Origin of the sequence: Kitasatospora sp. NPDC057738 (genome assembly GCF_042798815.1) — a bacterium.
Classification (GTDB): Bacteria; Actinomycetota; Actinomycetes; order Streptomycetales; family Streptomycetaceae; genus Kitasatospora; species Kitasatospora lactacystinica.
This window is the reverse complement of record NZ_JBHVJT010000014.1, coordinates 70250-95528: the sequence shown is the minus strand read 5'-3', so window position 1 is coordinate 95528 and position 25279 is coordinate 70250. Positions and strand designations below refer to the sequence as shown.

The 25279-nt window shown below is 76.6% G+C and carries 21 protein-coding genes; 13 read left to right on the top strand and 8 right to left on the bottom strand.

Translation table 11 applies throughout. The features are described 5' to 3' along the window. Nucleotides 1-182: 182 nt before the first annotated feature. Nucleotides 183-1172, bottom strand: coding sequence for a hypothetical protein (locus ACFVGO_RS10460; protein WP_380631366.1), 990 nt, complete (start codon nt 1170-1172; stop codon nt 183-185). A 272-nt stretch (nt 1173-1444) separates the two neighbouring features. On the opposite strand from ACFVGO_RS10460, the gene ACFVGO_RS10455 reads away from it, so the two are divergent. Both ACFVGO_RS10455 and ACFVGO_RS10450 read left to right on the top strand, forming a co-directional pair. After that, on the top strand, nt 1445-1822 hold the full coding sequence (locus ACFVGO_RS10455) for a hypothetical protein (protein ID WP_359899413.1): 378 nt from the start codon (nt 1445-1447) through the stop codon (nt 1820-1822). Between the two features lie 274 nt (nt 1823-2096). Then, nucleotides 2097-2735, top strand: coding sequence for a sigma-70 family RNA polymerase sigma factor (locus tag ACFVGO_RS10450; RefSeq protein WP_359899411.1), 639 nt, complete (start codon nt 2097-2099; stop codon nt 2733-2735). Nucleotides 2736-2801: 66 nt separating this feature from the next. On the opposite strand, the gene ACFVGO_RS10445 is transcribed toward ACFVGO_RS10450, so the two are convergent. Further along, nucleotides 2802-5663: a BTAD domain-containing putative transcriptional regulator gene (locus ACFVGO_RS10445; protein ID WP_380631365.1), complete on the bottom strand. Its 2862-nt coding sequence runs from the start codon at nt 5661-5663 to the stop codon at nt 2802-2804. Nucleotides 5664-5988: 325 nt separating this feature from the next. Here ACFVGO_RS10445 and ACFVGO_RS10440 point away from each other — a divergent pair, with 325 nt between their 5' ends. After that, nucleotides 5989-8637, top strand: coding sequence for a BTAD domain-containing putative transcriptional regulator (locus tag ACFVGO_RS10440; protein ID WP_380631364.1), 2649 nt, complete (start codon nt 5989-5991; stop codon nt 8635-8637). A 319-nt stretch (nt 8638-8956) separates the two neighbouring features. Next, nucleotides 8957-11326, top strand: coding sequence for an ATP-binding protein (locus ACFVGO_RS10435; RefSeq protein ID WP_380631362.1), 2370 nt, complete (start codon nt 8957-8959; stop codon nt 11324-11326). 146 nt (nt 11327-11472) lie between these two features. On the opposite strand, the gene ACFVGO_RS10430 is transcribed toward ACFVGO_RS10435, so the two are convergent. After that, nucleotides 11473-12747 (bottom strand): serine hydrolase domain-containing protein, encoded by a 1275-nt coding sequence (locus tag ACFVGO_RS10430; RefSeq protein WP_380631361.1) that lies wholly within the window; start codon nt 12745-12747, stop codon nt 11473-11475. Nucleotides 12748-13080: 333 nt separating this feature from the next. On the opposite strand from ACFVGO_RS10430, the gene ACFVGO_RS10425 reads away from it, so the two are divergent. Then, on the top strand, nt 13081-13977 hold the full coding sequence (locus ACFVGO_RS10425) for an alkaline phosphatase family protein (RefSeq protein ID WP_359899401.1): 897 nt from the start codon (nt 13081-13083) through the stop codon (nt 13975-13977). A 10-nt stretch (nt 13978-13987) separates the two neighbouring features. Here the strand turns inward: ACFVGO_RS10425 and ACFVGO_RS10420 are convergent, their stop codons facing one another. Continuing rightward, on the bottom strand, nt 13988-15349 hold the full coding sequence (locus tag ACFVGO_RS10420; RefSeq protein WP_380631360.1) for an MFS transporter: 1362 nt from the start codon (nt 15347-15349) through the stop codon (nt 13988-13990). Nucleotides 15350-15433: 84 nt separating this feature from the next. On the opposite strand from ACFVGO_RS10420, the gene ACFVGO_RS10415 reads away from it, so the two are divergent. Together ACFVGO_RS10415 and ACFVGO_RS10410 are read left to right on the top strand one after the other, a co-directional pair. After that, nucleotides 15434-15991 (top strand): MarR family winged helix-turn-helix transcriptional regulator, encoded by a 558-nt coding sequence (locus ACFVGO_RS10415; protein WP_380353771.1) that lies wholly within the window; start codon nt 15434-15436, stop codon nt 15989-15991. Between the two features lie 73 nt (nt 15992-16064). Next, nucleotides 16065-16649 (top strand): hypothetical protein, encoded by a 585-nt coding sequence (locus tag ACFVGO_RS10410; protein ID WP_359899395.1) that lies wholly within the window; start codon nt 16065-16067, stop codon nt 16647-16649. A gap of 73 nt (nt 16650-16722) precedes the next feature. Here ACFVGO_RS10410 and ACFVGO_RS10405 read toward each other — a convergent pair whose 3' ends face one another. The 3 genes from ACFVGO_RS10405 to ACFVGO_RS10395 all read right to left on the bottom strand — a co-directional run bounded on the left by ACFVGO_RS10405 (nt 16723) and on the right by ACFVGO_RS10395 (nt 19635). Continuing rightward, nucleotides 16723-17802: a trypsin-like serine peptidase gene (locus tag ACFVGO_RS10405; protein ID WP_380631359.1), complete on the bottom strand. Its 1080-nt coding sequence runs from the start codon at nt 17800-17802 to the stop codon at nt 16723-16725. A 130-nt stretch (nt 17803-17932) separates the two neighbouring features. Next, nucleotides 17933-19015, bottom strand: a complete 1083-nt coding sequence (locus tag ACFVGO_RS10400) for a hypothetical protein (RefSeq protein ID WP_380631357.1) — start codon at nt 19013-19015, stop codon at nt 17933-17935. A 137-nt stretch (nt 19016-19152) separates the two neighbouring features. After that, complete coding sequence (locus ACFVGO_RS10395; RefSeq protein WP_380631356.1) at nt 19153-19635, bottom strand: DUF1348 family protein; 483 nt, start codon at nt 19633-19635, stop codon at nt 19153-19155. A gap of 100 nt (nt 19636-19735) precedes the next feature. Between ACFVGO_RS10395 and ACFVGO_RS10390 the strand changes: the two genes are divergently transcribed. The 3 genes from ACFVGO_RS10390 (at nt 19736) to ACFVGO_RS10380 (ending at nt 20898) form a co-directional block, all read left to right on the top strand. Continuing rightward, nucleotides 19736-20299 carry a TetR/AcrR family transcriptional regulator gene (locus tag ACFVGO_RS10390; protein ID WP_380353783.1) on the top strand — a complete coding sequence of 188 codons (564 nt, stop codon included), beginning with the start codon at nt 19736-19738 and terminating at the stop codon, nt 20297-20299. 265 nt (nt 20300-20564) lie between these two features. Beyond that, nucleotides 20565-20708 (top strand): hypothetical protein, encoded by a 144-nt coding sequence (locus tag ACFVGO_RS10385; protein WP_359899386.1) that lies wholly within the window; start codon nt 20565-20567, stop codon nt 20706-20708. After that, complete coding sequence (locus ACFVGO_RS10380) at nt 20701-20898, top strand: hypothetical protein (RefSeq protein WP_359899384.1); 198 nt, start codon at nt 20701-20703, stop codon at nt 20896-20898. The genes ACFVGO_RS10385 and ACFVGO_RS10380 overlap by 8 nt, the downstream gene beginning before the upstream one ends. A gap of 4 nt (nt 20899-20902) precedes the next feature. Here the strand turns inward: ACFVGO_RS10380 and ACFVGO_RS10375 are convergent, their stop codons facing one another. Continuing rightward, nucleotides 20903-22153, bottom strand: a complete 1251-nt coding sequence (locus tag ACFVGO_RS10375; protein ID WP_359899382.1) for a DUF5685 family protein — start codon at nt 22151-22153, stop codon at nt 20903-20905. A gap of 275 nt (nt 22154-22428) precedes the next feature. On the opposite strand from ACFVGO_RS10375, the gene ACFVGO_RS10370 reads away from it, so the two are divergent. The 3 genes from ACFVGO_RS10370 to ACFVGO_RS10360 form a co-directional block, all read left to right on the top strand. Next, nucleotides 22429-22992: a helix-turn-helix domain-containing protein gene (locus tag ACFVGO_RS10370; protein WP_380631354.1), complete on the top strand. Its 564-nt coding sequence runs from the start codon at nt 22429-22431 to the stop codon at nt 22990-22992. After that, entirely contained in the window at nt 22989-24548 is a 1560-nt protein-coding gene (locus tag ACFVGO_RS10365) for an MFS transporter (RefSeq protein ID WP_380631353.1), read from the top strand. Before ACFVGO_RS10370 ends, ACFVGO_RS10365 begins: the two co-directional genes overlap by 4 nt. Before the next feature lie 28 nt (nt 24549-24576). After that, nucleotides 24577-25279 (top strand): alpha/beta fold hydrolase (locus ACFVGO_RS10360; RefSeq protein WP_380631351.1); only part of this gene is annotated, 703 nt, incomplete at its 3' end.

Genomic DNA, 25279 nt, shown 5'->3' with positions numbered 1-25279 from the left:
CCGGCCACGCGGGCTTCCCGGCGGGGACCGCGGGGGAAGGCCACCTCGGGAGTGGGCGAGGCGGTGCCCTGCGGCGGATCGCCTCCCCCCCCCCGCCCTCCCGTCCCCCCGGCGCCCGCCGGGAGGCCGGGGAGCGGCTCGGCCCGCGCCCGTCCGGTGGGTCGCTCCCTCTGCGGCCCCGCTCAGCCCCGGCGTTCGGCCATGGCGTCGCCGACGAGGGCGGCGAGTTCGAGGTAGTCGAGGCGGGCCCGGGGGCGCAGGGCGGCGGGGGCCGCCTGGGGGCGGCCCGGGAGCGGGAGGGCGAGGGCGCCGCGGCAGCGGGTGCGGAAGTGGAGGAGGAGGTCGCGGCCGGCGACCGGGCGGTCGGTGGGCGGGGCGGGGGTGAAGACGGCGGTCGCCCCGCGGGCCAGCTGCTCGTGGCCGAGGGCGGTGAGGTGGTCGAGGAGGTCTTCGGCGGTGCGGGCGCCGTCGGCGCTGGCCCGGGCGCAGAGGATCAGCTGGTCGGCCCGGTCGACGGCGGCGAGCTGGGCCTCGGCCGGGGCGTCGGTGGTGTCGGCGAGGACGACCGGGTAGTGGCCGCGGGCCTCGTCGAGGGCCTCCCGCACGGCGGCCGGGTCGGGTCGTACGGATCGCAGCACGAGCCGGCCGCCGGTACGGCACTCGCTCCCGGCGGGCCCGGCGGTGGACAGGACGAGCACCGGGTCGGCCCGGTGCTCGGCGAGCAGGGCGCCGAGGACGGCGGCGGCCCCCTCGGCGGGGCCGCCCAGGACGGCGATCCGGTGGCAGGCCCGCAGCGGCACCCGGACGCGTTCGACCAGGCGCCGCCGCCGTGCCTCCCCGCCGCCGGGCAGGACGAGCCGCAGGGCGCGCGGGAGGTCCGTGCCGGGGCGTTGTGCGGGCGGCTCGGGCAGCGGTCCGGGTGCCGCGCCGGTGTCGGTGTGCCGGGCCGGCGGCTCCGCCGGCGGGACGGCCGAGGGCGCCGCCGAGGGGGGTTCGGCGGTCTGGGCGCGGGTGAACAGCTGCCGTTCGGCGGGCGGGATGAGGACGGTGCCGAGCGGGTCGAGCGGGCGCCGGGGCAGCAGGGCGACCGGCTCGGGCCAGGCGGCGGGCGAGTAGTCGGGTGCGGCCGGGGTGGTGCTGCCCGCGCCCGCGGTGCCGTCGGAGAAAGCCATCGGATGACCTCCCGGTCCAGGGTGCGCCGGACCGGTGCCTCCGGTCCGGCCGGCCCGTACAGCCGGGAGTACGGCTGAAGGCGCCGCTCCGGTTCACTGAACCGCCCTCGGTGGGGGGCCCGTTGAGCGGGGCAGGGTGCACGGAGCACCCTGGTCGCATCGGGAGGTCCGCATCGGAAAACCCTCCGCCCCACCGGCTACCGATCGGTACCGTCATCCGGTGGCACCCGGCGCCTGCCGAGTGCCACCGAGTCGGAAGGAGCGTGAGTCCCGTGAACGGGACGGGGGAGGGACGCGGCATGGCCGCGGACGGGCCGGAGGCGCGGGAGTTCGTCGCGGCCCTGGTGCGGGCCGGGGCGCCGAGCGCGGACGGGCCGGCCGCGCTGGCGGTGCCCGAGGCGGAGGCGGAGGAGGTGATCGCGGTCGCCCGGAGGATGGCGCTGCGCGTGGTGCCGGAGGGCCGGTGGTGGCCGCGGCCCGCGACGGCGCTGCTGGACATGGCGACGGCGCTGGTGGTGGACGAGCACCCGTCGGCCCCGCAGTGGTCGGCGGCGGAGCGGCAGCGGCTGACGGGCTGGGTCGCGGTGCTGATCGAGCACCGGGGCGAGGACGGGGTGCAGGAGCTGCTCCGGGCGCTCGGCGGGGGCTGACACCGCCGGGCCCGGGGCGGTGGGGGCGCCGTCCGGGCGGTGGCGCGGGCGCCGCGGCTCACGGCCGCTAACGACCGGCCAACAGTCGTCGGCGCCCGCCAACGGTGGCACCCGGGACCGGTCCGAGTGCCCCGGGCGGGGGCGTTGGTGCTGCCTTGGTGCGGACTTGGCGGCCTCCGGCAGTGTGCTGTTGCAGCCACCGCCGGGGGATGTCCGGTCGCTGCCCAGCACGCCCTGCCCGTGCTGCGCCCCTGCCCGACCTGAGAGGTAGCGCGTGTCGAAGCCGTCCGTCGCCCAGCCCACGTCCGTCACCCCGTCGTCCGAGGGTCCGGCGGACGCGCCGGAAGGCGTCACCGCCCCGGCCCGTCCGACGCTCGACCCGGACACGCTCGCCGAGATCCACCGGCTGCACGGCGGCTACCTGCTGCGCGCGCTGCTGCGGGCCACGGGCGGGGACCGCGGCAAGGCCGAGGACATCCTCCAGGAGACCCTGCTGCGCGCCTGGCAGCACCCGGAGGCGCTGTCCGCCGGGCCGGAGGCGAGCCGGCCCTGGCTGTTCACGGTGGCCCGCCGGATCGCGATCGACCACTACCGGATGGCCGCCGCCCGCGCCAAGGAGGTGATCGGCGAGCCGATGGAGGACCGGCCGGTCGCCGACGACCCCTACGAGCGGGTGGTGGTGGCCCGGGACATCGCGCTGGCGCTGCGCCGGGTGCAGAAGCACCACCGCGAGGTGCTGGTCGAGCTGCACCTCAAGGACCGCTCGGTGCTGGAGGCCTCGGCCCGGCTGGGGGTGCCGCCGGGGACGGTCAAGTCCCGCAACTTCTACGCGATCCGGGCGCTGCGCCCGGTGCTGGCGGCGGAGCACGGGTACGCCCCGACGGAGCGCGGGGCCGCCTCGGCCGCGGGCTGACCGGGCCGCCGTCCCGTCGGGCGGCACGGGCCCGCCGGCCTCCGCCGGGGCCGGCCGCCGCCCGGGTCAGTCGTCCGCCGGCCGCCGCCCGGTACGGAGCTTGAGCGATGCCTCCAGGCCGCTGGTGAACCCGCTCCGGTAGCCCGCGCGCCGGTCGTGCGAGCGGAAGCGCTCCAGCGCCGAGCGCAGCCTGGCACCCACCTCCGGTTCCTGGCCCCGGGCCGACAGGTGGGCGGCGTAGGACTGTTCGGCCACGGCGTGCAGGTACAGCAGGCCGGCCTCCTCGCACGCGGCGAGCAGCCGGTGCCAGGCGAGGTCGGCGGCGACGTCGCGGACGGTCGGCGGGAGGGCCTGCGCCTCGGTCAGCAGCGACCAGAGGTGGACCTGGGTGACGGGCGTGGCCGGCAGCAGCTCCCGGGCCTCGCGGGACCGGCGCTGGGCGCCCTCCCGGTCCCCGACGGCCAGGCTCACCCAGCCCTGGTGCACCTTGGCGTCGACCAGCCGCCGGCGGTCGCCGGACTCCAGCGCGAGCGCGGTGGCGCCGGCCGCCAGCCGTTCGGCCTCGGCGCCGTTGCCGAGCATCGCGGTGACCATGGCCAGCGTGGCGAGCGCCCGGACGTGCGCGGACACGGCCGCGGGCCCGGTCCCGGACTCGGCGGCGGCCACCGCCCGCCGGGCCGCCTCCGCGCACTCCTGCCGGCGTTCCAGCGCGACCAGGGCCTGCGCCCGGCAGTTGAGCAGCAGGGCGAGCGCGACCGGGTCGCCGCACCGTTCGGCCGCCGCCTGCCCGAGCCGGGCGCAGGCGAGCCAGTCGGTGAAGCGGCCGGCGCCGTAGTAGAGCGAGCCGCAGGTCAGCGCGATCCGCCAGGCGCGGGCCGGGTCGGTGTCGGGGGAGGCGACCAGCGCGGAGAGCGCCGGCTCCTCGGCGTCGAACCAGTCGAGCGCGGTGCGGATGTCGACGGCGGCCGGCAGGGACTGCGCCGGGCCGGCGGGCGGGGCGGTGTCCTCCTGTCCGGGGTCGAGGAAGGACCCGCAGTGCCGCAGGGCCGTGAGGTAGTGGTCGGCCAGGCGTTCGCGCAGCAGCCGCCGGTGCCGCTCGGGCCGTTCGGCGAGCAGCCCGGCGCCGTAGCGCCGGACCAGGTCGGTGCGGACGTGGCGCCCGGGGGCGGTGCCGGTGAGCAGGTGGTGGGAGGTCAGCTCGCCGAGCGCCCGGTGGGCGGTGGCGGTGTCGCTGCCGAGCAGCGCGGCGCTCGCCGAAGGGTCCAGCTCGCGGCCGGGGTGGGCGGCCTGGACGGTCAGCAGTTCGGCCGCGGGTTCGGAGAGCCGGCGGTGGGTCAGCCGGAGCCGGCCCGCGACGGAGAGCGTGCCGTCGGCGTCCAGGGCGGCCAGCCCGGTCCGCTCGTCGGCGAGTTCGGCGACCAGCTCGGAGATCGTCCAGTCCGGCCGGGCGGCCAGCCGGGCGGCGGCGATCCGCAGGGCGAGCGGCAGACGGTCGCAGAGCCCGGCGAGCCGGGCGGCGGCCTCCGGCTCGGCGCGCAGCCGCTCGGGCGTCAGCGCGCGTTCCAGCAGGTCCAGGGCGTCGTCCTCGGGCAGTGCGGCCAGGCGCAGCAGGGTCGCTCCCTCCAGGGCGACCAGGCCCTCCAGTGCGCCCCGGCCGGTGACCACGGCGGTGCCGGCCGGGCCCGCGGGCAGCAGGTCGGCGACCTGGTCGGCGTCGGCGGCGTCGTCCAGCAGCACCAGCAGCCGCCGGCCAGCGGTGCGTTCGCGGTAGAGCGCCGCCCGGGCGGCGCGCCCGGCGGGGATGCCGTCCCGCGGCACGCCGAGCGCGCGCAGGAAGCCGGCCAGGACGGCCTCGGGCCGGGCCGGGCCGTCCGGGGCGAGGCCGTGCAGCTCGGCGTGGAGCAGGCCGTCCGGGAAGCGGTCGGCGACCCGGTGCGCCCAGGCGGTGACCAGCGCGCTCTTGCCCACCCCGGCCGGGCCGACCACCAGCACCGGGCCGTCCCCGGTCCGGCCGCCCCCGTCGGGGCCCGGCCCGCAGGCCCGGTCGAGACGGGCCAGGTCGCCGGCGCGGCCGACGAAGTCCGGGTGGCGACGCGGCAGTTGGCGCGGAACCAGCGGGACCGGCGGGACCGGCGGGGCCTGCGGCGCCGGCTCGGCGGCCGGGGGAGCGGCGGCCGGCGGCTCCACCGTGCGGTCGTCGGCCAGCACTTCGGCGAGCGCCGCCCGCAGCGCCGGGCCGGGGTGGATGCCCAGCTCCTCGGCGAGCCGCATCCGGGCCCGGTGGTAGGCGGTCAGCGCCTCGGCGGGCCGACCCGCCTGGTGCAGGCAGCGCATCAGCAGCGCCACCAGTTCCTCGCGCAGCCCGTCCATCCGGACGCCCTGCTCCAGCAGCGGCACGGCCGACGCCCCGGCGCCCTGGCCCAGCCGCAGCCCGGCCCAGCGGAGCAGGGCGGCGGTGCGGGACTGCCGCAGCCGGTCCACCGCGGCGGAGCGCAGCGGGGTGTCGGGCAGGTCGGCCAGCGCCTCGCCGCGCCACAGCCGCAGCGCCCCCTCCAGCAGCGCGACCGCCGTGGCGCAGTCGCCGTGGCCGGCCTGCCGGTCGGCGGCGCCGGTGAGTTCCTCGAAGCGCAGCGCGTCCACCTCGTCGGCCGGCCCGGCCAGCAGGTAGCCGGAGTCCCGGGTGTGCAGCTCGAACGGGGTGCCGGCGAGCACCTTGCGCAGCGCGGCGACGTGGCCCTGCACGGCCGCCCGCGCGCTCGGCGGCGGCTGCTCGTCCCACAGCAGCTCGCACAGCTGGTCCACGGTGACCAGGTGCCCCAGCCGCAGCGCCAGCAGCGCCAGCACGGCCCGCCGCTGCGCGCCCGCCACGCTCGTGAAGCCGCCTGCCCCGATCCGCAACTCCACCGGCCCGAGCAGCCGAATCCGCACCAGTACCCCCACTTCACCGCAGAACCGCGCATCACGTCCCGAAGCGGCCATCGGCCCTCGGGGTGGAGCAGTGTAGTGCGAGAAGATGTCCGGTCATGTCGGTCGGTTGTCCCTGCCCCCGGTTGACGCGTCGGGAGCGGCGGATGGTTGCGCCGGCGGGGGATCGGGCCGGAACGCCGTGTCGTACCCCTCGGTCCGGCCGGGGCGCCGTGTCGTACCCGCGCGGTACGGTGCCCGAGGACGGCCCCGGACCGGCGCGAAGGGCCTGACCGGCCCTATCCTCGGTCGGGCCGGGGAGTCGAGGACGGGGGAGGGGAACGGGCGCGTGCACATCGATCTGCTCGGACCGGTGGTGGTGCGGCGGGAGGACGGGACGGCGGTGACGCCCTCGGCGCCCAAGCGCCGGGCGCTGCTGAGCGCGCTCGCCGTGCGGCTGAACCGGACGGTGGCCACCGAGGAGCTGATCGAGCTGGTCTGGGAGGGCTGCGCGCCGCCCACCGCGCGGGCCGCCCTGCAGGGCCATGTCGCGGCGCTGCGCCAACTGCTGGACGGCCCCGGACTGGAACTCGACACCCGCGGCTCCGGCTACCTGCTGGCCGGTGAGCCCGACCGGATCGACGTGCTGCGCTTCGCCCGGTTCTGCGAGCAGGCGGGCGTGCTGCTCCCCGAGCCCGCCGGCCCGCCGCGGGGCGCCGCGCCGGACCGGGCACTGCCCCTGCTGCGCGCCGCGCTGGACCTCTGGCGCGGTCCGGCGCTCGCCGACTGCGGCTCCGCCCTGCTGCGCGAGCGGACCCTCCCGTACCTGACCGACCTGCGGCTGCGCGCCCTGGAGCTCCTGGCCGACGGCCTGCTCCGGGCCGGCCGGGGCGGCGAGCTGGCCGCCGAACTCGACGAGGCCGCCGACGGCCACCCCGCCCGGCAGCCGCTGGCCGCCCGGCTGGTGCGCTGCCTGGAGCAGGACGGGCGGAGCGCCGAGGCGCGGGAGCGCTACGAGCGGGCGGTGGCCCGGCTCAGCTGGCCGCCCGGCCCCGAACTGCGCCGGGCCGGCGAGCTGGCCGGCGCCCGGCCCGCCGCGGACCGCCGGTTCGTCGGCCGGAGCGTCGAACTCGCCCGGCTGGACCAGGTGTTGCCCGCCGCGCGGGACGGCCGGCCGATCCTGGTCACCGGGCCCGCGGGGGTCGGCAAGACCAGCCTGGTCCGGCAGTGGACGGCCCGGCGCGGCGACGCCTACTTCCCGGACGGCGTCCTCCGCGCCGAACTGCGCGGCTTCGACCCGGACGGGGCGCGCGAACCCGGTGAGGTGCTCGGGGAGCTCCTCACCGCCCTCGGCGTCGACCCGGACGCGCTGCCCGCCGAACCCGAGGACCGCGCCCGCCACTACCGCGAACTGATCGGCGGCCGGCGGATGCTGGTCGTCCTGGACGACGCCGCCTCCTACGAGCAGCTCGCCCCGCTGCTGCCCGACCCGCCGGCCACCGACAGCGAACCCGCCCCGGTCGCGATCGTCACCAGCCGCAGCCGGCTGCGCCACCTGCTGGTCCGTACCGGCGGCATACCGGTGCCGCTCGGCGCGCTCGGCGCCGACGAGGCCGCCGACCTGCTCGCCCGCATCCTCGGCCCGGACCGCACGGCCGGAGAGCCGGAGGCCGTCGCCGAACTCGCCGAGCGCTGCGACCACCTGCCGCTCGCGCTGCGCCTGGCCGCCGCCCGCCTCGCCGCCCGGCCCGACTGGTCCGCGGCCGACCTCGCCGCCGAACTCGCCGACGAGCAGACCGGCCTGGCCGCGCTCTCCGGCGCCGGCGCCGGCACCGACCGCGGCCCGCTCGGCCTCACCACGGCGCTGGACCGCACGTACCGCGCGCTGGCCCCGGACGCCGCCCGGCTGTTCACCCTGCTCGGCCTGCACCCCGGCGCGGAGATCGGCACCGACACCGCCGCCGCCCTCGCCGACCTCCCGCCCGCGACCGCCCGCACCCTGCTGACCCGGCTCGACGCCGTGCACCTGCTGGAGGAGACCAGCCCCGGCCGGTACGCCCGGCGCGAGCTGGTCCGCCGCCACGCCGCCGCGCAGGCCGCCGAACTCGCCTGCGACGAGCGGTACCTGGCCCTCGACCGGCTGATCGCCCACTACCTGGACGTCACCGCGGACTGGGCGGGCGAGGGGGCGGAGGCCGGGGGCGCGGAGGCCGGGGGCAGCGGGTCGGCGGCGGCCTGGTTCCGCCGCGAGGAGAGCGCCCTGCGCGCCGTCGTGCTCTGCGCCGAGCAGAAGGGACGGCCCACCGCGGCCTGGCGACTCGCCCACCGGGTCGGCCGGTTGTACGAGACCACCGGCCACGACCGGACGCACTGGCGGGCCGTGGTCGAGGCCGGGCTGCGCGCCGCGCACGCGGACCGGGACGAGGCGGCGGTCGCCCGGCTCGGCACCGACCTCGCCGTCCTGCACGTCGACCGCGGGGCCCACCGCACCGCCGCCGACCAGCTGGAGCGGGCGGTCGACGCCGCCGACCGGGCCGGCGACGCGGCGCTGCGCCACCGCTGCCGCAGCCGGGTGGCGGCCGCGCTGCTGCGGACCGGCCGGTACGAGCGGGCGGTGCCCATGCTCGGCGACCTGGTGGCCGCCGCCCGCACCCCGGCCACCGACCACCTGCTGGTCCGCGCCCTCACCGACCTCGCCGACGCGCTCGTCCTGGCCGGCGACCCCGGGCCCGCCCTGCGCCACGCCGACGAGGCGGTGCGCGCCGCCACCGCCCGCTCCGGCGGCGCCGAGGCCGTCCTCGCCACCCACAGCCGGGCCCGCGCCCTGCACGCGCTCGGCCGCCGGGACGCCGCGCTCTCCTCGGCCCGGCTCGCCGTCGCCCTCGGCCGCACCGTCGGAGACCCGGCGCTCGAAGCCCGCTCCCACGGCCTGCTCGCCGACCTGCTGGACGCCCTCGGCCGCACCGTCGAGGGCGCGGAGGCGAGACGCCTGGTGTAGGGCCGTCGCCCGCCGGGCCCTGCCCCGGCCGCCCCGGCGGCGGGAAACCGCCGCCGGAGACCGGCCGTCCGTGGCGGAAAACCGCTGATCGGCCGGCGGAACCACAGGCGGAACTATCGGCGGTCCGCTCCCGCGCAACCGCCCCCGCCTGCGTCGCCCCGTCCGCACGCATCCCTCCTGACCTGGGCGGATATCCTGAGGGAGGGGCGACTGGGAGGAATCCGTCCGCCCGGGCATACTTCTGCCTGGAACGAACCGCCGGAGGCGACTCCAGGCAGAAGTGCGGAACTGCGCAGGACCGAGTGAGTGGGGGCGGGGCATGGCGGCCGGGGGCGGTACGGACACGGACGCGAACGGGTTCAGCTGTCTGCTGGCGGGGCACCGGGTGGCCGCGGGTCTGACCCAGGAGGAGCTCGCCGCGGCCGCCGGGGTCAGCCTGCGCGCCCTCGGGGACATGGAGCGCGGTCGCACCCGCGGCCCGCAGCGGCGCACCGTGCGGGCCCTGGCCGAGGCGCTCGGGCTGGACGGCGTGCAGGCGGAGGCGCTGGACCGGGCCGCGCAGTCCGGACGCCCGCGCGGGGTGCGGCCGGGCTCGGCGCCCGCCGGGGGCCGAGCCCGGCCCCTCCGGTCGGCCGCGCACGAGGCCGCCGCCCGTACGGACGTGCCGCGCGCCGCGGCCCCGGCGGTGCCCGCCGCCGGGACCGGCCAGAGCGCCCTCGCGCTGCCCCGCGACATCGCCGACTTCACCGCCCGCGAGGACGCCCTCGCCCTGCTGGCCCGGCTGGCCGAGGACGAGCGGCCGGCCCACCCGCGCGTGGTGCTGGTCAGCGGCCAGCCCGGCCTCGGCAAGACCTCCTTCGCCCTGCACGCCGCCCACGTCCTGGCCCCGCGCTTCCCGGACGGCCAGCTCTCGCTGGACCTCGGCGGCATGTCCTCGCAGCCGCTGCCCGCCCGGGACGCGCTCGGCCAGGTGCTGCGCGCCCTGGGCGTGGCCGACGCCGCGGTGCCCGCCGGGACGGAGGAGCGGGCCGGCCTCTACCGGGCGCTGGTGCGCGAGCGGCGGCTCGTCCTGGTGCTGGACAACGCCGCCGACGAGGGCCAGGTGCGTCCGCTGCTGCCCGGCTCCGGCCCGGCCGTGACCATCGTGACCAGCCGCAACGTGCTGCCCGGCCTGGAGTCGGTGCACCGGCTGAGCCTGGACGTGCTCTCCCCGGCGGAAGCGGCCGGGCTGCTGGCCCGGATCGCCGGCCGCGAGCGGATCGAGGCCGCGCCCGACGCCACCGCCGAGCTGGCCAGGCTCTGCGGCTACCTGCCGCTCGCGCTGCGGATCGCCGGGCAGCGCCTGGTCGCCCGCCCGCAGCAGCCGGTCGCCCACCTGGTGCGCCAGCTCACCGCCGAGGAGAACCGGCTGGACCTGCTGGAGACCGGCGACCTGGCCGTCCGCCCGGCCTTCGAGCTGTCCTACCGGCGACTGCCCGCCGAGTCCCAACTGGTCCTGCGCCGCTGCGCGCTGACCGCCGGGCAGGACTTCACCGCGGAGATCGCCGCGGCCTACGCGGGCCTGTCGGCGGCCCGCACCGAGCTGGTGCTGGAGCAGCTCGTCGACGCCGGGCTGATGCAGGCGGCCACCCCGGACCGCTACCGCCTGCACGACCTGGTGCGGCTCTACGCGGGCGAGCGGCTGACCGCCGACGAGACGGGCCAGGAGCTGGCCGAGGCCCGCACCCGGGCCGGCCGCTGGATCCTCGGCCGGGCGGCCGAGTACGGACTGCGGTTCGACCCCGACCACGCCACGGACGCGGCCGGCACCGGCGGCGGCGCGCCCCCGCACCTCACCGAGGCGGCCGCCTGGCTGGAGTACGAGCACCCCGAGTGGCTGGCCGCCCTGCACCAGGCGCAACTGGCCGGCCGCTACCGGGAGGTGGTGGACACCGCCGAGGCGATGCACTGGTTCTCCGACCGGCTGCTGAGCTGGGGCATCTGGGCGGAGGTGTTCCAGCTCTCGGCGGACGCCGCCCGCGCGACCGGGGACCAGCGGGTGGAGGCGGTGCACGTCAACTACCTGGCCTGGACGTACATCACCTGCCTGCACCGCTACCAGCGCGGCATCGAACTGGCCACCGAGGGGCTGGAGCTGGCCCTCGCGGTGGGCGACCGGGAGCAGCAGGGCTGGGCGCTCACCTACCTCGCCTCGGGCCTGCGCCACCTCCAGCGGCACCGGGAGGCGACCGACGCCTTCCAGCGGGCGGCGGACGCCTTCGCCGAGCTCGCCAGCCGCTCGGCGATGATCGGCCGGCTGGTCACCCTGCGGGGCGCCGCCAACTGCCTGCGGGAGTCCGGCCGGGCGGAGGAGGCGGTGGATTCGCGCCGGCGGGCCCTGGCCGGGGCGCTGGAGCTGGTGGAGCGCTGGTCCTCGCCGCTGATGCACCTGCTGGCGGCCATGACCGCGCACGAACTCGGCCTGGACCGCGCGGCGTTGAGGCGCTGGCCGGCCGCCGAGAAGGCCTACCGGCAGGCCCTGGTGCACTTCGAGGCGGTGGGCCGCCCGGACAGCATGACCAAGACGCTGACCGAACTGGGCACCGCGCTGATCGAGCAGGGCCGCGCCGAGGAGGCCCGCGAGCTGCTGACCGAGGCGCTCACCGACCTGAGCGCGGAGGGCCCCCGCGCGGCGGGCGCCCGGCACTGACCGGTTCTCCCGAGGCGCCCGGCCGGTGGTGCCCGGAGCCGGTCGGCCGCACCCGGAAACGCCCGTGCCCGCCTCCGGTCCCAACGGAAGCGGGCGGGCGCGCGGGCCGGAGCGGCCGGTCGGACCTGTGGGACCGGTGGGACCGGTCAGATCCGGGTGTCCTCCACCACCGGCAGCGGGTCGACCGGGGCCGAGGCCGGTGCGGAGGCGGGTGCGAAGGCCGTCCGCGGGGCGACGGTGGGCTGCTTGCCGCAGAAGGCCGGCTCCAGGGTGTTCATCAGACCCTGGGTCACCGAGCCGTTGTTGGAGGCGTTGGCGAAGACCACCACGCTGCGCCGACCGTCCGGGGTGGTGAAGGACTGGCTGTTGAAGCCCTGCACGATGCCGCCGTGCCCGTACACGTCCCCGCAGGAGAGCGAGATGCGGCGCAGGCCCAGGCCGTAGGAGATCTTCGCGGTGGGCGTGGGCAGGGCGGCGGTCATCTGCTGGAGCGAGGCGGTCGAGACGAGCCCGCCGTCGTCGCCGGCCGTCAGCGCGGTGAGGAAGCGGTCGAGGTCCTCGGCGGTGGAGATGACGGCCCCGGCGGCCCAGACCCAGGAACCGTTCTGCTCGGTGGAGTTCAGCAGCGGCTTGGTGCGGTCGTCGTTGGTGAGGTAGCCGGTGACGTGGGCGCCGCGGATCGCCTGGTCGGGCACCACGAAGGAGGTCCTGCGCAGGCCGAGCGGCTGGATGATCCGCTCGTTCAGCACCTCCGGGAAGGGCCGGCCGGTGAGGTGCTCGACCGCCAGGCCCATCAGCACGAAGTCGGTGTTGGAGTAGGAGTAGCGGGTGCCGGGGGTGTACTGCAGGCCGTGCTTGACCGACATCGCGACCAGCTCGCGCGGGTCGTAGACCGTGCTGCGGATGCGGGCCTCGAAGGCGCTGGTGGTCTCCTCGCCGGCCTGCTCCAGCAGGTCGTTGGTGTGGTCGAAGATCCCGGCCCGGTGCTCCAGCACCTGGCGGCCCGTCATGGTCCAGCCCTCCGGGAGGGTGCCCGCGGGCAGGTAGTCGCGCAGCGGCCGGTCGAGGTCGATCCGGCCCTCCTGCGCCAGCTGCATCACGAGAACGGCGGTGAACATCTTGCTGTTGCTGCCGACCCGGAACCTCCACGAGGAGTTCATCGGGGTCCCGTCCAGGTCGGCCAGGCCGACGTTCACCGAGCGGGTCCGGTCGCCGCCGTCGTGGTCGCGGATCACCGCGAAGGCGCCCGGGGCGCCGGCCGAGACGGTGGCCTGGAGGGCGGCGCGCACACCGGCGAGGTCGGGGGCGGTCGCGGCGGTGGTGTCCTGGCCGGCGGCCGCGGCGGGCAGGGCACCGGTCGCCACCAGGACGGCGCCGGCGGCGGCCACCGCGAGCGGGCGCAGAAGGCTGGTCTTCGCCATGTTCCTCGGTTCTCTCGTGAGCTGACGCGGCGTCGGACCGCGTCGTTCGAAGATCACTATCACCGGCCCGGGCGGTCCGTGGCAATGTGAACCGGTTCGCCCGCATTTCGCGTTGTCGATGCGGCGGTCGGCGGCCGCACCGTTCGTTTCCCGCGCCGGGGCCAAGGTTTCACCTGCCGTCGTCTACCCGCGTCGAACTCCGCGCCCGATGCTGTTCGGGCGCTTTGCGCCCGGTCGTACCCGGGCGCCGCACCCCGGACGCCGCACACCGGCGGCAGGCACCTCCCGTCCCGAGCCCGGCTCGCCGGGCCGTCTTCCACCCGAGGAATTGTCATGACTTCGTCCACGAAGGCCCTGAGCGCCCGCTCCCGCCGCACCGCGACCGCGATCGGCTCCGCCGTCGCCCTGCTTGCCGCCTCCGCCGGCCTCTGGGCGGCCACCGCCACCACCGCCCAGGCCGCCGCGCTGCCCACGCCCGACCACATCGTCGTCGTGGTGATGGAGAACCACGCCTACACCCAGGTCATCGGCAGCAGCAGCGCCCCGTACATCAACAACACCCTGAAGGCGGGCGGGGCCAACCTCACCCAGTCCTTCGGCATCACCCACCCGAGCGAGCCGAACTACTACGCGCTGTTCTCCGGCTCCACCCAGGGCACCGTCGACGACAGCTGTGTGACGGTCGGCGGCTTCCAGGCCGCCAACCTCGCCTCCGAGGTGATCGCCGCCGGCAAGACCTGGGGCAGCTACAACGAGTCCCTGCCCAGCCAGGGCAGCACCGTGTGCAGCAGCGGCAGCTACGCCCAGAAGCACAACCCCTGGTTCGGCTTCGGCAACGTCCCGCTCGGCTCCGCCAAGACCTTCGCCCAGTTCCCGGCCGACTACAGCACCCTGCCGAACGTCTCCTTCGTGGTGCCGAACCTCTGCAGCGACATGCACGACTGCTCGGTCGGCACCGGCGACACCTGGATCAAGAACAACCTGGGCGCGTACGCCACCTGGGCGCAGACCCACAACAGCCTGCTGGTCGTCACCTTCGACGAGGACAACAAGCTGTCCGGCAACCGGATCCCGACCGTGATCTACGGCGCCCACGTGACGCCCGGCAGCAGCAGCGCCACCACCTACAACCACTACAACGTGCTGCGCACCCTGGAGGACCTGGCCGGTGCCTCCGGCCACGCGGGCAACGCGGCCTCCGCCGCGGACATCACCGGCATCTGGAACTGAACGGCGGCGGTCAGGCCCTGATCCCGGCCGGGTCCTGTTCCGGGCTCCGGTCCTGTTCCGGGGCCTGTTCCCGGGCCTGGTCCGGCTCCTGATCCGGGGTCCGAGCCCGATCGTGAGCCCGGGTCCGGGCCGGTGGCCGTTCGGTCGCCGGCCCGGGCGCGGGCGCGGTTCCGGCGGCCTGCCGGGCGCCGTACCGCCGGACGCCGGGCACCGCCGCCGTGCCCGCGCAGACCGCCGTCACCAGCCCCGCCACCGCCAGCAGCGGCACCCGGTCGCCCCAGGTGTCGGCGGCCAACGGCGCCAGGACGTACCCGAGCGGGGCGCCGGCCAGCGACAGCAGCCAGTCGTACGAGGTGACCCGGGCCAGCGCCCCGGGCGGGAACTCCTGCTGGACCACCGTCTCCCAGACCGGGTTGAGGAAGCCCAGCCCGGCCATCGCCACCGCCTGTGCGGCCACCGCGAGCGGCGCCGGGGCCGGGAGGGCGAGCGCGAGCAGCGGCAGCCCGTACAGCGCGAGGGCGAGGTTCCCGGCCAGCACCGGACGGCGGGGCCGCAGCCGTCCGGCGATCAGCGAGCCGGCCAGCAGACCCACCGCGCCCGCCTGGGTCAGCGCCACCCAGGCGCCGTCCCCGCCGAGCCGGGTGGCGGCGATCAGCGGGCCGAGGGTGAGCAGCACGGAGCTCGCGCCGTTCCACACCCCGTGGGCGATCAGGCTGGTCCAGTACCAGTCCCGGGAGCGCACCTCGCTCCAGCCCTCGGCGAGGTCCCGGCGCAGCGAGCGCGGTTCGCCGGGCACGTGGTCGATGCGGAGCCGGGTCAGCAGCGCGGCGCTCAGTGCGAAGGAGGCGCCGTCCAGCACGAACGCCCAGCCGGGCCCGGCGGTGTACACCAGCAGTCCGGCGAGGGCCGGGCCGCCGAGCCGGGCGGCGGCGGTGGCGGAGCCGAGCAGGGCGTTGGCGCGCAGTCGCAGCTCGCCCCGGACGGTGGCGGCGACCAGTGGGGAGGCGGTGGGCATGGCGAAGGCGGAGGCGGTGCCGCCGACCGCCGAGGCGAGCGCGACGTGCGCCAGGTCCGGGTTCCCGCCGAGCAGTTCGAGTCCGACCAGCAGTTGGGCGGCGGCCCGGACCAGGTCGGTGGTGAGGGCGACGAGACGCGGGTCGAAGCGGTCCCCGACCACGCCGCCGACCGGCAGCAGGAGCAGTCTCGGCACCATCGCGCAGCCCAGGACGAGGCCGAGTGCGGCGGCCGAGCCGGTGGCGCGGGTGACGGCGATGGCCAGGGCGGCCGGGACGACGGAGTCGCCGAGGGTGGAGAGGGTCCGTCCGACGAAGAGCAGGCGGAAGCCGCTCAGGTTCAAGGGGTGTCGTGTCACGCGCCGCACTGTATTTCGCTGCCGAAATTTCGGCAACGAATATTTTTGCGCCGTTGTTTCTGCTGCGGTTTGTAGACTCCTCCCATGGCCGAGCACCCTCCCGAGCAGCCCACTGCGCCCCGCGACCGGACGGACAGCCGTGACCGGACGGAGGCCCGGGACTGGACGGACGGCCACCTCGACCGCTGGCAGCCGGTGCTGCCCGGCCTCGACCCGGACATCGAGGCCTCCGTCACCCGGATGTCGCGACTCACCCGCCACCTCGGCCGGGTCCGCGAACAGGGCGTCGCCGACTACGGCCTGCACAAGCACGAGTTCGACACCCTGCACGTGCTCGCCGGCCGCGGCGGCCACGCCGCCCCCTCCGACCTCCGGGCCGACCTCAACCTCGCCCCCGCCTCGGTCACCGGCCGGCTGGAGACCCTGGAACGGCGCGGCTTCGTCCTGCGCACGCCGTCCACGGAGGACCGCCGGAAGGTCGACATCGTGCTGACCGAGGCCGGACGCGCCGCCTGGCAGGAGGCCCTGGACGTGGTGGGCCGGGAGGAGCGGCGGCTGCTGGGAGTGCTCTCCGAGGAGGAACGGCGCACGCTGGCGGACCTGCTGCGGAAGGTGATGCTCGCTCAGGAGGGCGAGCGGTAGGCCCCCCCGGGCGGGCGGCCGGGCGGGCGGCCGGGGTCGACCCGCGGCGTCCGTCCCTGGTATCGATAGGGGCGTGCGATTCGAACTTGTGCCGGTGCCGGACGGCGTGGGGGCGCGGCCCCGGGACGGGCGGGGCTACCCGGTGCCCGCGATCACGCCGTGGCAGGGCGACGTCCCGCAGTTCGCGCTGACCGACTACGGGCGCAGCGCCGACTGCGCGCTGGAGCGGCGGTGCTCGGTGTGCGGGCGGTTCATGGACCGCGGACCGGTGTGGCGGGTGGTCGGCGCCGCCGAGAGCGCGGCGATCGCCGGGGCGCTCGCGGCCGGGCAGCCGTACCGCAACCTCGCGCCCACCATGGAGGGCCCGGGCCACCGGTCCTGCATGCTCTACGCCGCCATGGTCTGCCCGTACCTGGCGCGCCCCAACGCCCGGCGGCGGGCGAGCACCGGGGACACGGCGGACGAGCTGACCTCGGCCGCCGTCCGGGGCGCGGCGCGCGGCGGCACGGGCGCGGTGGTCGGGTTCGGCGACTACGAGTACGCCGTCACCGGGACCCGGGTGCTGTTCCGCTTCCTCGACGTGGTCGAGTTCCTGCCGCACGAGTCGGCCGACGAGCACCTGGCCGAGCTGCGAGCCGAGTTGGCGAAGCCTCGGTAGCTCTCGTGGCCCGTGCGGCCCCGGTGGCCCGGCCGGCGGAGCTGCCGGCCGGGCGGGTTCGGGGCCGCGGGGGTCAGACCGCCCGGGTCTGCGCCCAGTCGTAGAGGCGGCGGGCGCCGTCACCGAGGCGGGTGGCGTACGAGGTGCCGGCCGGGCCGCCCGCGAGTTCCTCGGAGGTGGTGGTGACGCCGACGAGGGTGCCGGTCCCGGTGGCGGGGTCGAACCCGGTGAAGTGGGGGCCGCCGCTGGCCCCGTGCGACATGTCGCAGGGCTCGCCCCACAGCAGCGGGGCCTTGGGTCCGGGGCGGCTCGGTCCGGCGCAGTGGATCAGGCGCGAACCGGTGTACTTGCCGTCGGGGTTGTTCAGCCGGTCCTTCGGATACCCGAAGGAGTGGACGAACTCGCCCTCGACGGGCGGGGTGAACGCGATCCGCTGGCTGCCGGTCACGTCCGCGACCCGCCGCCCCTCGGCCGAACGGTTCGCCACCAGGACCGCGGCGTCGTGGCCGGCCACGGCGACCCCGTCCGACCCGGTCCCGCTCGGTGCGGAGTCCCAGCGGGAGGAGGTGGCCATGGTCCTGATGCTGAAGCCGCCGAGCGGCTTGGTCCCGTTGCGGTACCCGGGCACGAAGTAGAGGTTGTGGTTCCAGGTGTCGGCGGCGGCGGGCGCCCCGACCCCCCGCAGGCAGTGGGCCGAGGTGACGACGGTGCTGCGGTTCGCGCCGGCGACGACCGTCGCGGTGCAACTGCCGTCGTAGCCGTCGGAGAAGGTGAAGAAGAGCCGGCCGACGCTGCGGGTCACCGCTCCGCCGTGGGTCCACACGGCCCCGGGGTCAAGGGTGTCCGCGGGCAGCGGCCGCGGGTCGTCGGGGGTGTTGTCGTCCTCGGGCACGGGCGTGATCTCGGGGACCATGGCACCCGCCAGCTTCATCCGGGCGGGGGTCCAGTAGGCGTCGACCAGGTCGCGCTCCTGCGCGGTGGTGGCGCCGGCGTGCGTCGTGACGGTCTCCCGCTCCGCGGCGAGGGCCGTGTTCGGCAGCAGCACCGCCGCCGTGGTCGCGCTCCGCAGGAGGGCGCCCACGGCGGCGAGCCTGCGGGGCAGTGCGCGGCGGGTGGTCGGTGTTCCGGTCGGGGTTACGGGTGTCTTCGGCATGTCCGGAACGCTAGGCGCGGGACGTCAGACTTTTGTGTGGAACGGGTCTCGGCCGTCCGTCGAGAGGATCAGGTTCCGGTAACGGCGTCTCGGTCCGGTACCGGTGGCCGCCGCTCCGACCGAGCCGGCATCAGGGCCGGTAGGAGGGCAGGCCCTTGACGGTGGAGACCTGGGTCGGCGCGGCCGAGCCGTCGGCGGGCAGGGTGCTGATGCCGTCCGGGGTGCGGACCGCGATGGTCCTGCCGTCGGGGGACCAGGCGGGCTGGGTGTAGTCGGTGGTGGCCGACGGGGTGAGGTCCTTCTCGGCCTTCTGGTCGATCCGGGTGGAGCGGGTGAACAGGTGGTCGTGCCTGTTCACCGAGCGGACGAAGACGAGGTGCTCGCCGTCCGGGGCGAGGGCCGGCTGCGAGCCCTTGCCCAGGTCCCGGGTGGCCGGGCGGATGTAGTCGTCGTACAGGTACACCTCGTTGGTCGGGGTGTTGGCGTAGACGATCTCGCCCCGGTGGCCGCCCGCGTTGGCCCAGGTGTTGCCGGTCTGCGGCGGCTGCGGCACCGGATCGCCGCCGCCCTCGGAGATGTGCGGGGTGAGCACCTCGGGGGTGGCGCCGGGGGACTTGGTGGGGACCTTCTCCAGCCGCAGCGTGCCGCCCTTGTCGGAGGTGAAGACGATCGCGGCGAACCGATCCAGCGCGTCGCCGCCGGCGGTGACGCTCGGGTCGGCGGTGGCGTGCTGCCAGGTGGGGTGGGACCAGGTCTCGCCGCCGGGGTTCCTGGCGAGGACGACCTTGCCGGTGCCGTCCGGGTTGGCGGTCATCAGGTCGCCGTTGCCGTTGACGAAGGCGGCCTTCTTTCCGTCGGGGGACCAGGCCAGGTCCCGGACGACGGTGCCGAAGTCGACGGTGGTGCCGTTCAGTGCGACGGTCGCCGTGCCGGTGGAGATGGTCAGGTGGTTGGCGGCCGAGGTGCCGTTGACCTCCTTGCCGCCGCCGGGCGCGGCGCTGCCGGAGGGGGCGGAGGAGCCGGGTGCGGCCGTTCCCGGCGACGCCGCCCCGGGGGCGGTACCGGCCGGGGCGGCGCCGCCGGTCGGAGCGGCGGTGGGGGCGGAGTCGCCGTTCTCGGGGCCGCAGGCGGAGACCAGGACGGCGCCGACGCCGACCATCAGCGCGATCGCCGCGGTGGTGCCGAACCGGTTTCGCACGGAGCTGTTGCGCACGGACATCTTCCTGGTCCCCCTTGTGTGCTGTTCGCCTTCGACCAGGAGCCTCGCAGTGCGAGGTCAGCGGCGGATGTGCGCCGTGTCACAGCCGTGGAACAGCGGGAGGGAGTGCCGTGCCCCCGTGGCGGGGCGGTTCAGAGGCCGAGTTCGGTGAGGCCCGGGTGGTCGTCCGGGCGGCGGCCGAGCGGCCAGTGGAACAGGCGCTCCTCGGCGGTGATCGGCAGGTCGTTGATGGACGCGTGCCGACGGGCCATCAGGCCGTCGCGGTCGAACTCCCAGTTCTCGTTGCCGTAGGAGCGGTACCAGCGGTCGTCGCCGTCGTGCCACTCGTACGCGAAGCGGACCGCGATGCGGTCGCCGTCGTGCGCCCAGAGTTCCTTGATCAGGCGGTAGTCGAGCTCGCGCTGCCACTTGCGGGTGAGGAAGTCGGCGATCCGCTCGCGGCCGGCGAGGAACTCGGAGCGGTTGCGCCAGCGGCTGTCCGGGGTGTAGGCGAGGGCGACCCGCCGGGGGTCGCGGGTGTTCCAGGCGTCCTCGGCGGCCCGGACCTTCCGGCGGGCGGTCTCCTCGGTGAACGGGGGCAGGGGCGGGCGCTGCTCGGTGCCGGTCTCGGGCATGGATGCTCCTCGGAATGGGCGTTCCACCGGTGAGAACGATCGTTCTCACTCTGCTGGATACGATAGGAGAATCATCGTTCTCACGCAAAGGGCACGGCAGATGGAGCAGGAAGACCCGCGGACCCGAATCCTCGACGCGGCCGAGGAGCTGTTCTACGGGCAGGGCATCCAGGCGGTCGGCATGGACGCCGTCCGGGCCGCCTCCGGCATGACCATGCGCCGCGTCTACCAGCACTTCCCGTCCAAGGGCGAGCTCGTCGAGGCCTACCTGCTGCGCCGCGACGGCCGCTGGCGGGCGAGCCTCGCCGAGTACGTCTCGCGCACCGGCGGCGACCCGCGGGAGCAACTGCTCGCGGTCTACGACTGGCTCGGCCGGTGGTTCGCCGAACCCGGCTTCCGGGGCTGCGCCTTCGTCAACTCGCTCGGCGAACTGGGCGCCGTCAGCCCCGCGGTGGTGGCCGCCGCCCGGCACCACAAGGCGGAGTTCGGGAGCTACCTCGCGGGCCTGGCCCGGGCCGCCGGAGCCCCGTCCGCCACGGCCGTCCACCTGACCCTGCTGGCCGAGGGGGCGATCACCAGCGCGGCCGTCCACGGCGATCCGACGGCCGCCGCCGACGCGAGGGAGGCCGCCCGGCTGCTGCTGGCCGCGGCGCCGGGGCGGTAGTCGGGGGAGGGGGCGACGGGGCCGGGGGGCCGAGCGCACCCCGTCGCCCGTGGCGACCGCCGCGTACGGGCCGTCGTTGGGCCTCGGCCTCGGCCTCGGGCGGTGCCGGGCGGCAGCGGGTGGTGCCGATGGTGTCGGCGGTGCCGGCGGTGCGGAGGGGACGCCATGCGGGGCGGCGGTTCCCGGCCGAACCGCACCGGGCGAGTGCTTTTCGCCCGAACGCGCGTTTATCGCCCATTGATCGCCACCGCCTAGCCTCGGGCGCATGGACGAGAGAGCGGCCGAGCGGCCGGGGGCGTCGCCCGAGGGGCGGATGACGGAGCAGGACACCGAGCGGTTCCGGCGGTTGCTGGCGCGGCTGGAGGACTCGCTGGTGGTGGACCGGAAGGCGGCGGGGCGCGATGCCTGAGTGCGCCGAGGCGCCCGAGTGCGCCGGGCCGGGTCCGGTGGCGGTGCTGCCGGTGGCCGTGCTGCCGCTCTGGCGGCGCGGGGAGGCCGGGCAGGAGCGGAACGCGGACCGGCCCGGGGTGCTGCGGGGGCACCCCGGGCCGGTGGTGGGCGGTCGGGAGCGGGAGGGCGGCGCCGACCGGAGGGACTGACCGGTCAGCTGCAGCCGCAGTCGCACGAGCAGCAGTCGCACCCGTCGCAGCAGTCCCCGTCGCAGCACTGGCAGCAGTCGCCGCAGCCGCCGCAGTCACCGCACTCGCAGTCGTTCCGCACGCAGAAGCCCTCGCGGCGCTCGCGGCTGAACGGGTCCTCGTGGTCGCAGCAGAGCAGCTGGCAGGTGCAGGCCATCAGCGCCCACATCGCGCACCCGGCGAGCAGGTTGCGGGGGTTCGGCGGCTTCTGGCCGGGCGGCGTGAACCCCGGGCCCTGCGGCACCCACGGCGGGATCGGCGCCTGGCCGGGCGGCGTCTGCTGCGGCGGCGCCTGGTGCGGGTGCTCGCCGGTGGCGGTGCCCGCCGCGTCCGGGCGGCGGCAGGCCGCCCCGTGCCGGGCCGGTCCGAAGACCCGCTCCACCGCCCGCTCGGTCTCGTGCGCGAGCAGCACGTGCACGAGGGTGCGGTCGGTGAGTTCGACCTCGCGCAGCGCGAGCCGGATGCCGTGGACGGCGTCACGGCAGAGCCGTTCGGCCTCGGCGCGGTCGGTGCCGGTGGCGGTCAGCGGGTTCCAGGCGCCCGAGGCCGCGTCGGCGGCCTGGTCCTCGGCGGCGTCGAGGAGGTGGGCGAGCCGGCCGAACAGCCGTCCGGCCTCGGCGAGCGGGGCGGCGTTGCCGGGGCGCCCGGCGATCACGGCGGTGTGCGCGAAGGCGGCCGAGGTGGCGGTCTCGGTGGGCTCGGTGACCAGCAGGACGGACCCGCCGGGCCGCAGCGAGCGCTCCAACTCGCCCTGCCGGGAGGCCGCGTCGAGCAGCACCGCGGTGTCGAAGCCGACCGTGGAGGCGCTGCCCGCGCTCTGCCGGTCCCAGCGCCGGGTGACGGCACGGGCTCCGGCCGCGACCGGGCGGCGGGCGAAGACGCCGTCGCGGTCCTCGACGTGGTCGCGGATCTTGACCGAGGCGAGTGCCAGCGAGACGGCGGCGGCGAGCCGGGCGCCCTCGCCCTTGGCGACGGAGGCGGTCCGCATGCCGCGCAGCGGGCAGGGCCCGGCGGTGCGGCGCCAGGAGGAGTCCTCCCGGGCGGCCTGGGCCTCGACCAGCACGGAGATGATCAGACCGTCGTAGTTGGTCGCCGTTCGCGCCAGCTGCCCGTGGTCGTCCCGCAGTGCGAGGCAGAGCCCGCACAGGTGGGCCATCCAGGAAGTCTGCAGGCGCTCCGACAATCGGTGCCTGCACGGTCTGATGATGCCGAACACGCTGGTCCCCCTTGCTTCACGGGCCGCCGACCGGCCACGATCCGCCGCACATCATATGATCGGCGCCCCGTTCGGGCCGAGGCCCCGTCAAGCCCCGGAGACCGGGCGGAGGTGGCGGACGCACCTCCCCAGGGGTGCGCCACCCGCCGCCCGCCACTCGCTGCCCGCCCCGCCCCCTGCCCGCCGCCTGCCCGCCGTCCCGGCTGCGCCGGCCGGCCGGAGTCGTGGGCCCGGACCCGGTGAGATGATCTCAGATCCGGGATAGCATCGCGAATATGGGAATCGACACGGCCGCCGACGAGCGGTTGGCGCAACGGCTCGCCGAGCTGAGGCTGGAACGCGGATGGACCCTGGAGGAGTTGGCGCGGCTGGCGGACGTCAGCCGCTCGACGCTGTCCCGGGTGGAACGGGCGGAGGTCAGTCCGACGGCCGCGCTGCTCGGTCGGCTGTGCGCCGTGTACGGGCGGACCATGTCGCGGCTGCTCGCCGAGGTGGAGTCCGGCCCGGCCCGGCTGGTGCGGGCCGGGGAGCAGCAGGTCTGGCGGGACGGGACGACCGGGTTCGTCCGCCGGTCGGTCTCGCCGCCGCACGGCTCGCTGCGGGCGGAGATCATCGAGGGCCGGCTGCCGGCCGGCGCGGACATCGCCTACGACCGCGCCTGTACGCCCGGCCGGGAGCACCACCTGTGGCTGTTCGAGGGGAACCTGGAACTGACCGTGGACGGGGAGCCGCAGCCGCTGGGCCCCGGCGACTGCCTGCGCTACGTCGGCGTCACCAGCCGCTTCCGCAGCCTCGGCCCGGACGAGGCCCGGTACGCGCTGGTGGTGGTCGAGCCGTGAGCGCCGCCGACCCGATAGCCGGGGAGCCCGGAAAGCCAGAGGGCAGCAGGGAGCCCGAGGACAGCAGGAAGTCCGAGGACAGCACAAAGCCCGGAGGATCCGGAAAGCCCAAGGAGCGCTTCGACGCCGCCGGGCGCCGGATCCTACTGGTCTGCGTCGCGGGCGGCTTCACCACGCTGCTCGACCAGTCCGTCCTCAACACCTCCATCCCCGCCCTGCGCGAGACCCTGCACGCCGGGCCCGCCGACCTCCAGTGGATCGTCGCCGGCTACTCGCTGGCCTTCGGCCTCGCGCTGATCCCCGGCGGGCGGCTGGGCGACGTCAAGGGCCGCAAGTGGTTCTTCGTCACCGGCCTCGCCCTGTTCACCCTGGTCAGCCTGGTCTCCGCGACCGCCACCGAGCCCGGGGTGCTGATCGCCGCCCGGCTGCTCCAGGGCGCGGGCGCCGGCCTGGTCAACTCCCAGATGATCGGCACCCTCCAGGACGTCTTCGACGGCCAGCTGCGGGCCCGCGCCCTCGGCATGTACGCCGTCACCGGCGGCCTCGCCTTCGCGCTCGGCCCGCCGATCGGCGGCGCCGTGCTGGCCCTGGCCGGCCCCGAGAACGGCTGGCGGCTGACCTTCCTGCTCAACGTCCCCTTCGGGCTGGCCACCGTCGTCCTGGCGGCCCGCCACCTGCCGAAGCCCCGCCCCAGCGCGCGCGGCGCCAACCTCGACCTCCTCGGCCTGCTGCTGGTCGGGGCGCTCACCCTCGCCCTGATGCTGCCCTTCGTCCGGCCGCCCGGCTGGACCGGCTGGCTCGCCTTCGCGGCCACCGCCCTGCTGCTGCTCGGCGCGCTCGTCTGGTGGCAGCGCCGCTACGCCCGGGCCGGCGGCTGGCCGCTGATCCACCCGGCCCTCACCCGCTCCGCGCCGTACGCGCTCGGGACGGCCACCGCGATGGCCCAGTTCGGCTCCTCGCTCGCGGCCTCGCTGGTCCTGACCATGTTCCTGCAGGACGGCCTCGGCCTGTCCCCGATGGGCGCCGCGCTGGTCGCGCTGCCCTCCGCCGTGGCCATGGGCACGGCCTCCGCGCTCGCCTGGCGGGTCGTCCAGCGCTACGGCCGGCGCACCGTCACCGCAGGGATGGTCGGCTCGGGGCTCGCCATGCTGCTCAGCGGGCTGCTCGCGCACTGGGCGCCCGCGGCCGTCCTGCCCTGGCTGCTGGCGCTGCTGCAACTGCTCGGCGGCGCCTCGGTCGGACTGATGGGCTCCACCAACCAGGCGTTCGTGCTGCGCCACGCGCCCGCCGAGGCGGCCGGGGTGAGCGGGGCGATCCTGCAGATGGCGCAGCGGATCGCGGCGGCCGTCGCGATCTCGGCCCTGTCCGGGGTCTACCTGCGGGAGACCGCCGGCGGCGGCGGGCACCGCTCGGCCTTCCTGACGGCGAGCACGGTGTGCGCCGCGGTGGCCGGACTCGCCGTCCTCGCCTCGGTGTTCGCCGGCCGCGCCGCGGCCCGCGAGCAGCGCGAGGGCGAGCCGGTCGCGATCCGCCGAGGGCGAACGCCGGTCCGCTAGCCGGTGGTCCGTGCGTACCGTGGCGGGCATGACCGACGCCGTACGGAACCGGACCGTGGACCTGCCCGGGGTGACGCTCGCCTACCGGGAGAGCGGACGCCCCGGCGGTCCTCCCCTCGTCCTGCTGCACGCCCTCGGCGAACGCGCCGCCGACTGGGCACCCGTCCTGCCCGGGCTCGCCCCCGGCCACCACGTGTACGCGCTCGACCTGCGCGGCCACGGCGGCAGCTCGCGCACCGCCGCCTACTCGCTGGAGGCGATGCGGGACGACGTGCTGGCCTTCCTCGACGCCCTCGGACTCGCCCGCGTCGACCTGGTCGGCCACTCGATGGGCGGCGCCGTCGCCTACCTGCTCGCCCAGGCCGCGCCGGAGCGGATCGACCGGCTGGTCCTGGAGGACATCCCCGCGCTGTACCCGCGCCCGGCGAGCGCGCTGCCCGAGGATCCGGACCCGGACGTGCACTTCGACTGGGCGATGGTCCGGGCCGTCCGGGCCCAGCTCGACGACCCCGACCCGGCCTGGCGGGCGGGGCTGGCGGGGATCACGGCCCGCACCCTGGCGGTGGCCGGCGGCCCGGCCAGCCACATCCCGCAGGAGCGGATCGCCGAACTCGCCCGGCTGATCCCGGACTGCCGCCTGGTCACCGTCGAGGCCGGGCACCTGGTGCACGGTGCCCGGCCCACCCGATTCCCTTCCCCGGCTGCGCCGTTTCCTGTCCGCTGGGGTCTCT

Bases quoted from the DNA above. Each gene is read 5' to 3' on its own strand.
- ACFVGO_RS10425 (WP_359899401.1), top strand. From the start codon at position 13,081: ATGACTTCGTCCACGAAGGCCCTGAGCGCCCGCTCCCGCCGCACCGCG.
- ACFVGO_RS10390 (WP_380353783.1), top strand. From the start codon at position 19,736: ATGGAGCAGGAAGACCCGCGGACCCGAATCCTCGACGCGGCCGAGGAG.
- ACFVGO_RS10385 (WP_359899386.1), top strand. From the start codon at position 20,565: ATGGACGAGAGAGCGGCCGAGCGGCCGGGGGCGTCGCCCGAGGGGCGG.
- ACFVGO_RS10415 (WP_380353771.1), top strand. From the start codon at position 15,434: ATGGCCGAGCACCCTCCCGAGCAGCCCACTGCGCCCCGCGACCGGACG.
- ACFVGO_RS10430 (WP_380631361.1), bottom strand. From the start codon at position 12,747: ATGGCGAAGACCAGCCTTCTGCGCCCGCTCGCGGTGGCCGCCGCCGGC.
- ACFVGO_RS10405 (WP_380631359.1), bottom strand. From the start codon at position 17,802: ATGCCGAAGACACCCGTAACCCCGACCGGAACACCGACCACCCGCCGC.
- ACFVGO_RS10460 (WP_380631366.1), bottom strand. From the start codon at position 1,172: ATGGCTTTCTCCGACGGCACCGCGGGCGCGGGCAGCACCACCCCGGCC.
- ACFVGO_RS10395 (WP_380631356.1), bottom strand. From the start codon at position 19,635: ATGCCCGAGACCGGCACCGAGCAGCGCCCGCCCCTGCCCCCGTTCACC.
- ACFVGO_RS10380 (WP_359899384.1), top strand. From the start codon at position 20,701: ATGCCTGAGTGCGCCGAGGCGCCCGAGTGCGCCGGGCCGGGTCCGGTG.
- ACFVGO_RS10435 (WP_380631362.1), top strand. From the start codon at position 8,957: ATGGCGGCCGGGGGCGGTACGGACACGGACGCGAACGGGTTCAGCTGT.
- ACFVGO_RS10370 (WP_380631354.1), top strand. From the start codon at position 22,429: ATGGGAATCGACACGGCCGCCGACGAGCGGTTGGCGCAACGGCTCGCC.